Genomic DNA, 7,289 nt, shown 5'->3' with positions numbered 1-7,289 from the left:
TGAGCCGCGTCAGTGTCGTTCCCGCACCGACCCGGCGTCGACCAGCAGCTCGCGGGTCGCGCGGAAGGCGTCCCGCATCCGCCGGTCGTGGGTGATGAGCAGGACCGTGCCGCCGAACGCGTCCACGGCCTGCTCGAGTTGCTCGATCGCCGGCAGGTCCAGATGGTTGGTCGGCTCGTCCAGCACCAGCAGGTTCACCCCGCGCTGCTGCAGGAGGGCCAGCGCGGCACGGGTCCGCTCCCCCGGTGACAGTGACGCGCAGGCGCGGGCGACGTGCTCTCCACCGAGCCCGAACTTGGCGAGCAGGGTGCGGGCCTCGGTGGGGTCGAGGCCGGCCGGGTCGGCGGCGACGCAGAACGAGTCCAGCAGCGGGTCCGGCCCGCCGAACTCCGTCCGTGCCTGGTCCACCGTCCCGGGCAGGACCCCCGACCCGACGGTCGCGCGGCCCGAGTCGACCGCCCGCTCCCCGGTGATCGCGGCGAGCAGCGTGGTCTTCTCCACTTGGTGCATCTGACGCACCTAGTCAGTGGAGGTGATCGGCATGGATGTCGAACGCAAGAAGAACGTCGTGGCGTACGTGCGGGTGGCCCGCGCGCGAGCCGTTGGCGGGGATGCAACAGCACAGCGACGAGCCATCGAGCGTTACTGCCGCGAGAACAACCTAGTCGTCGCAGCGACGCTGCAGGCAACCCGCCTGGCAGTCGATCGGTCCTCGAAGGAGGTGCTTCGCGCACTGGCGCGATGCCCCTTCGATGTGTCCTTGAGGCAGGGCTCCGATCGGGGCGGTCGTCATGCTCTCTAGGGCAACGACGAGCAGCACCGGGACGATCACGGAGCAGGTGCTGGTCTATCTGAGGATCAGCGAGGACCGCACCGGGGAGGAGGCCGGGGTCGAGCGACAGCGAGACGACTGCCTCTCGCTGTGCGCCCGGCTGGGCCTGGACGTTGCCGAACCCGACGTTTTCATGGACAACGACACGTCCGCCTACCTCGACAAGAAGCGACCGGACTTCGCGCGAATGCTCGCCCGGATCAAGCTCGGTCCTTCGCGGGTCGTCGTGTGGCACGTCGATCGCCTCTACCGGCGACCCCGTGAGCTCGAGGACTTGATCGACCTCGTGGAGACGCATCCGATCCGCATTGAGGCGGTCATGGGCGGTGCGTTCGACTTGAACACCCACGAGGGTCGGCTGATGGCCCGACAACTCGTCGCGATGGCGGCCTACGAGTCCGGACACAAGGCTGACCGCATTCGCCGCGCGAACCGGCAGAAGGCCGAACGTGGCGACTGGCACGGCGCAGCAAAGTTCGGTTACGGCACCGGCGGCGTCCTCATCCCCGAGCAGGCCGCCGTCGTCCGTGAGATGGCGGACAGGTTCCTCGCCGGCCAGTCCCTGCGCTCGATCACCGCGTGGCTGAACGATGAGTCCGGGTTCCCCGCACCGCAGGCGAAAACCGGGAAGACCAGCCGATCAGTGCCCATGTCTTCGGGTCGCGGGGAAGAGGTGCCCGCTGGATGCCGGCGACGGTTGCGAGCGCGACCCCGGCGATGAGGGCTCTCAGTGCCGCGAGCCACAGCGGCGGGGCGTCTTGCAGGCCGACGGTGATCGCGACGAAGCACGACCCCCAGGCGAGCGTGACCCACAGCATCCGCAGCGGTCGGGGGTGCCCGTGCCGGCTGGCGTCCGCGAGGGGGCGGACGACGGTGTTCACGACGACTCTCGCGTATCGGTCCCGCTGTCGCCCCCGTGGCGTCGATGATTCGAGTCGTGGGCGCCGGTGTGGTGGCGGTGGCCGAACAGGTGCATGGCGGCCATGCCGATGATCGCGACGTAGGGCAGCACTGCGACGACGTGGGGAAGGTGGTCGATGAACAGGTAGATCGCGATCCCGAGCACGGAGATCCCGATGATCAGCCACGCCGTCACAGGCATCCGTCGCCGCGGGTCGCCTTCGCCGGGATGGTCGGCGGGCGGTTGGTGGTCACCGGTCATGGTCGGGCTCCTCCGCCGGTGTGAGGAAGTCCTGGCGCATGCCGAGGCTCTCGTCGGTGAGGCGGATCGAGGTCGCGGCGTCGGGGACGGTGCCCGTCAGCGCGCGGATCGCGTCGATCGTCTCGGGCACGACGATGGCCTCGTTGTAGACCTGGTAGGCGAGGTAGGCCTCGCTGCCGTTCACGGTGACCAGGTCCTCCCACACGGCGACCTCCCACATGTCTCCCCGGGGGCGGCCGAGATCGCGCATCAGCTCGACGGTGGAGTTGAGGGCGACCAGGCCGTCGGACATCCGGATGAACGCGATGCGGGGCGCGGCGCGCAGGGCGTCCAGCACCTCGTCGCGGGTCGCCTCCCGGGTCAGTTGCAGCGTCCAGTAGTGGCTGTGGGTCTGCGTGTGGGCGCCTTTGGCGGCGATGGTGACGACATCGAGTCCGGGGAGCACGGTCTGTGCGTCGGGGCCCTGATGAGAGGGGATGGTCGGTTCTGGGACCATCGTGTTCATGATCCCGCCGAGGTGCGATTCCCACGGGTCGGTGGCGCGGCGGATGAGCACCCCACGGGCGCGCAGCAGGAGTCCGGCCGCATCCAGCGCGCCGAGGATCCGCACGATGCTGGTGGTGTTGCAGGAGACCACCCGGGTGCTGTCCCTGCCGATGGCGCTGGCGTAGTTGGCTTGGGCGACGAAGGAGTGGCCGGTGGTGGAGTGGGACTCGCCGCCTTGGAGCACTGCCTTGACGCCGAGGGCGCGGTAGCGCTCCAGGTTTTCCGCTGCCACATGCTTGGGGGTGGTGTCGACGACGACGTCGCACTGCGCGAGAAGGTCGTCGAGCACTCCCTGTGCGGGCACGTCGGCGCCCCGCATGGCCTGCTGCGCCTCGATGGTGGAGGCGAACACGGGCAGGCGGTTCGCTGCGGACTTGATCCGCCAGTCGGTGGCGATGTCCGCGACGCCGACCAGGTCCATGTCCGACTGCAGCAGGACCGCGTCGGCGACGCGCTTGCCGATGACGCCGTAGCCGTTGACGCCGACTCGAATGGTGTTCATGTGCGTGCCTTTCTGATGAGGGATGGGAGCCGCGGCGGTCATCGCCGTCGCCGCGTGGTCCAGAGCAGGTAGCCGCCGAGTGCGGTGACCACGCTCGCGCCGGCGCCGATCATGACGCCTTCCCGCGAGCGCCATCTCGTGTTCCCGCTGACGAGTTCGCCGATGCCGTTGATCAGGGCGGCGGTGATCATGCCGGCGATCAGGCGATTGCCGATCCGTTCAGCCCGTCCCACGAGCGGTTCCAGTTCGGCCGCGCGCAGGTGCACCTCGAGGCCGCCGTTCTCCAGCACCCGCTGGAGCTGCTTGAGTGTTCCGGGCAGCTCGAGCAGCAGTGCTCCGGCATCCGCGGATGCCTGTGCCCAGCGTTTCGCCAGGGCGGGGAGGGAGAACTGTCGCTGCACGATCCGCTCCGAGAAGGGGGTGAGCGCCTGCAGCATCTCGAACTCGGGGTCGAGCCGTGCCGCCAGTGCCTCGCCCATCATCAGGACCTTGAACAGCAGAGCGGTCTGCTGCGGCAGCTGGAGGTGGTGGTGTCGCAGCAGGGCGAGCAGCTCTCCGAGCAGGTGGCTGAGGTTAATGTCGGACAGGGGGCGTCCGAGATACCGCGACACGAAGACGTCCAGGGAGCGGCCGAGCTCGCCGCGGTCGGAGGTGTTCTTGGTGATCGAGAGCGCGAGCAGGGCGGTGGCGAGCGCGTTGGAGTCTCCGCGGGTGAAGGCGAGCAGCACGTCGGAGAGCTGCTCGGTGACCTCTTCGTCGAGTTGGCCGACCATGCCGAAGTCGATGAGGGCGATGGATCCGTCGGTTTGGATGAACAGGTTGCCCGGGTGCGGGTCGGCGTGGAAGAAGCGGTTCTCGAACACCATGGTGAGGATGAGGTCTGCGCCTCGCCTGGCCAGCTGGTTCCGGTCGATGCCGGCCGCGTCCAGGGCGGGCAGGTCGTCGACTCGGATGCCGTGCATCCGTTCCAGGGTCAGCACGCGTGACGTGGTCGTCTCCCAGAACACCTGGGGGACGGCGACGTCGGGTGAGTCGGCGAAGTCGGCGGCGAACCGCTCCGCGTTCCGGCCCTCCTGCAGATAGTCGAGCTCGGCGCGCAGCGTGCGGGAGAACTCCTCGACGATGCCCGGCAGGTTGTACTGGCGGGCGGCATCCCACCGCTTGTCGGCGCGCTCGGCGAGGTTCTGCAGGATCTCCAGGTCTTCGTGGATCTGGGCGACCGCGCCGGGTCGGCGGACCTTCACGACGACCTGGGTGCCGTCGTGAAGGGTCGCGGCGTATGCCTGCCCGATCGACGCGGCGGCCAGCGGTTGCGGGTCGAACTGTGCGAAGAGCTGTTCGGGGTCCGCGCCGAGCTCCTCGCGGATCACCGCCTTCATCGGCTCCCAGGCCTCGGGCGGCGCGGCGTCCTGAAGCTTGACCAACTCGGCGAGGTAAGCGGCGGGCAGCAGGTCGTTGCGGGTGGACAGCAGCTGGCCGAGTTTGATGAAGGTCGGTCCGAGCTCCTCGAGGGCGAGTCGGAGGTGTTCCGGACTGGTGTAGGGCTCGTCCCGGCGCGCATGCCCGAGAACGCCTTTGTTGAAGGGAATCCACTTCTCCAGTCCGAGCAGCCCGAGGCCGAGCCCGAGTCCGTGGTGCTCGAGGATGGTGGCGATGCGCCGATACCGGCTCCGATGCGTGCTCATCAGTCGAGGCCTCCTTCGCGGTTGGTCGCGTCGCGGGCCGAGGTGCCCGGGCCGATCGCGAACGTCTTGGTCTGTCCGGCCGAGAGCGGCACGGCGACCGCGCCGACGCGCACGTGGATCGCGGGTGCTGAGCCGGGGTGCACGCGAATCTCCAGGCTGCGGTCACGGAGCATCACGTAGACGAGGTGGCCGCGGTATCGGATCTGGAACCCGACCCGGGTGAGGTTCGGCGGCAGTCGGGGGGCGAAGACGAGCTCGTCGTCACCGAGGGCCATGCCGGCGAAGGAGCGGACGGGCAGGTCGATGGTGCCGGCCATCGCGCCGAGGTGGATCCCTTCGCGGGTGGTGCCGCCCTGGGAGTCGTCGAGATCGGCGATCAGCGCCTCGCGGAACGCGATCCAGGAGCGGGACGGGTCGATGCCGGCCAGGACGGAGGCGTTCACGACTCGGCTGAGCGTCGACCCGTTGGCGGTGCGGGCGAGGTAGTACTCGACCGTGCGGGTCAGGTCCTGCTCGGAGAACGGGTAGCCGAGCGTGGCGAGCTGCGCCCGGAGCCCGTCGTGACCGAGCAGGTAGACCAGCATGACGACGTCGGGCTGCTTGGCGAGCTTGTACCGGTTGGTGCTGTCGTTCTCGGACTCGAGGATGAGATCGAGCCGGCCGATGTTCCCGTACTCCTCGCGGTAGTGGTCCCAGTCCAGCTCCTGCAGGCTCTCGTAGCCGTCGAACTGGGTGAGGATGCCGTCGCGGTGGAACCCCACCGCCAGTCGTGTGCTGAGCCGGGCCCATCCCGCGATCTCCTCGTCGGTGACGCGGAGCCGGTCGCGGAGGCCCTCGCCGCGGTGCCCGTGGAGCAGGGCGAGTGTCCGGGCCGCTCGCGTGGCGACCCACGAGGCGAGGACGTTGGTGTACGTGTTGTCGCGCAGGCCGCTGCCGGGAGCGTCCGGGGCGCCGTCGTGGAACTCGTCGGGTCCCATCACCCCGGCGATGTGGAAGCGGTCGGTGGCAGTGTCGTGCTCGGCGAGCGAGGCGAACAGGCGGGTGACCTCGATGATGAGCTCGCCGCCGCGTTCGGCGAGCCACTCGAGGTCGCCGGTGGCCTGGTAGTGCTGCCAGGCGTTGTAGGCGATGGCGAGGCCGACGTGGCGTTGACGGTGGGAGTTGTCCGGCATCCACCGACCGGAGCGCGGGTTGTAGAGCGCCTCGGGCGTCTCCTCGCGACCGTCGCTGCCGCTCTGCCAGGGGAAGAGGGCTCCGCGGAGTCCGGCGGCGGTCGCCGCGGCGCGGGCGGCGTCCAGTCGCCGCCAGCGGTAGTCGATCAGCGCCCGGCTGATCTCGGGCGTGCGCAGAGCGATCACGGGCAGGACGAACACCTCGTCCCAGAAGACGTGCCCCCGATACCCCTCGCCGTGCAGGCCGCGGGCGGGCACCCCGGCGTCGAGCTCGACGGTGTGCGGCGAGAGGGTCTGGAGCAGGTGGAAGACGTGCAGGTTCAGGATGAGTCGGCTGTGCGTGTCGGCGTCCAGGGTGACCGCGAAGCGTTCCCAGAGTCGCCGCCACGCCGCCGCGTGGCGTTCCCGCAGCGCCTCGACGTCGCCACCGCGTTCGGTGAGCAGGGTCAGGGCGGCACCACCCGGCTCGCTGATGGCCCGATCGTGGGAGGTGTAGATCGCGGCCGTCTTGGTGAGGGTGACCGGTCGACCCTGCTCCAGAGGGATGCGCAGCTCCCGGGTGTGCTGCGATGGCGTGTCGATGCGGTGATCGGTCGCGCTGTCGGTTCCGGTGAGGGTCGTGCGGACGGCGGTGGCGATGTGGACCCGGCTCTGTCGGGTCCGCACCTCGCAGAGGGTGGTGTCGCCGACGTGGCGGAACGTCGGCTGCGTGAGGTGGGTGGCGTCCGATCCGAGGTACGCGGCCACGTTGCTGTTGCGCACGCCGGCGTCGATCCCGGCGCGAAGGGTGACCGTGCCGCTCCAGTCGGGGGCGGTGAGCGTGGTTTCCAGCACGGCAAGGTGAGGTTCGTCCAGGGAGGTGAACGTCGTCTGCACGAAGTCGAGTCGATCCCCGTTCGGAGCGGTGAGGACCGCGCGGCGGACGACCAGGCCGCGGCGCAGGTCGAGCTCGCGTCGTTCGCTGTGCGTCACGACCTGGCCGGTGGACAGCCACGGCCCGTCTCCGAGGCGGAGGTCCACCGGAAGCCAGTTGGGAGTGTTGACGAGATGCTCCTCCTCGAGCTCGCGCCCGTGGATGGTGCTCGCCAGCCGGTTGTACACGCCGGCGAGGTAGGTGCCGGGATAGTGGATGCCGTCGTCGTGGTGCTCGGGCCGGGCGCCCCGGGTGGCCAGGTAGCCGTTGCCCAGCGCGGTGAGCGCCTCCCGGTGCCCTTCGTGCGCGGGGTCGAAGCCGTCGTAGACCAGCTGCCACGGATCCGTGGTGGAGACGCCCAGGTCGAGCTCGGCGACATCGGCCAGGACGAGGTCGGCGCCCGCGGCCTCGAGCTGCTCCCGCGCTCCGGCGCGGTCGATGCCGACGACGAAGCCGAAGCCTCCGCGCCTCCCGGCC

Annotated in this window: 6 protein-coding genes and 1 pseudogene; 2 read left to right on the top strand and 5 right to left on the bottom strand. The window is 69.7% G+C overall.

Annotated features, from left to right (window positions below):
• Window positions 1-9 precede the first annotated feature (9 nt).
• Window positions 10-495 (bottom strand): annotated as a pseudogene (locus G6020_RS13250) (ATP-binding cassette domain-containing protein); the annotation flags it as partial.
• A gap of 37 nt (window positions 496-532) precedes the next feature.
• Here G6020_RS13250 and G6020_RS16620 point away from each other — a divergent pair.
• Both G6020_RS16620 and G6020_RS13245 read left to right on the top strand, forming a co-directional pair.
• The gene (locus tag G6020_RS16620) at window positions 533-802 is read left to right on the top strand and encodes a hypothetical protein (protein WP_194306139.1); all 270 of its coding nucleotides are present in this window, start codon (window positions 533-535) and stop codon (window positions 800-802) included.
• On the top strand, window positions 792-1,553 hold the full coding sequence (locus G6020_RS13245; RefSeq protein WP_182610941.1) for a recombinase family protein: 762 nt from the start codon (window positions 792-794) through the stop codon (window positions 1,551-1,553). Before G6020_RS16620 ends, G6020_RS13245 begins: the two co-directional genes overlap by 11 nt.
• Before the next feature lie 156 nt (window positions 1,554-1,709).
• Here G6020_RS13245 and G6020_RS13240 read toward each other — a convergent pair whose 3' ends face one another.
• The 4 genes from G6020_RS13240 to G6020_RS13225 all read right to left on the bottom strand — a co-directional run.
• Window positions 1,710-1,994 carry a DUF2933 domain-containing protein gene (locus tag G6020_RS13240; protein ID WP_033107642.1) on the bottom strand — a complete coding sequence of 95 codons (285 nt, stop codon included), beginning with the start codon at window positions 1,992-1,994 and terminating at the stop codon, window positions 1,710-1,712.
• Complete coding sequence (locus tag G6020_RS13235) at window positions 1,984-3,042, bottom strand: type II glyceraldehyde-3-phosphate dehydrogenase (RefSeq protein WP_182610940.1); 1,059 nt, start codon at window positions 3,040-3,042, stop codon at window positions 1,984-1,986. The genes G6020_RS13240 and G6020_RS13235 overlap by 11 nt, the downstream gene beginning before the upstream one ends.
• Before the next feature lie 38 nt (window positions 3,043-3,080).
• Entirely contained in the window at window positions 3,081-4,727 is a 1,647-nt protein-coding gene (locus G6020_RS13230) for an AarF/ABC1/UbiB kinase family protein (RefSeq protein WP_182610939.1), read from the bottom strand.
• Window positions 4,727-7,289: glycoside hydrolase family 65 protein (locus G6020_RS13225; protein ID WP_182610938.1), on the bottom strand; the 2,563-nt coding region annotated here is incomplete at its 5' end. The genes G6020_RS13230 and G6020_RS13225, both read right to left, overlap by 1 nt.

This window comes from Dietzia sp. B19, from assembly GCF_014145155.1.
Taxonomy (GTDB): Bacteria; Actinomycetota; Actinomycetes; order Mycobacteriales; family Mycobacteriaceae; genus Dietzia; species Dietzia natronolimnaea.
Note: the sequence above shows the minus strand (reverse complement) of the source record. Positions and strands in the feature narration are given on the sequence as shown.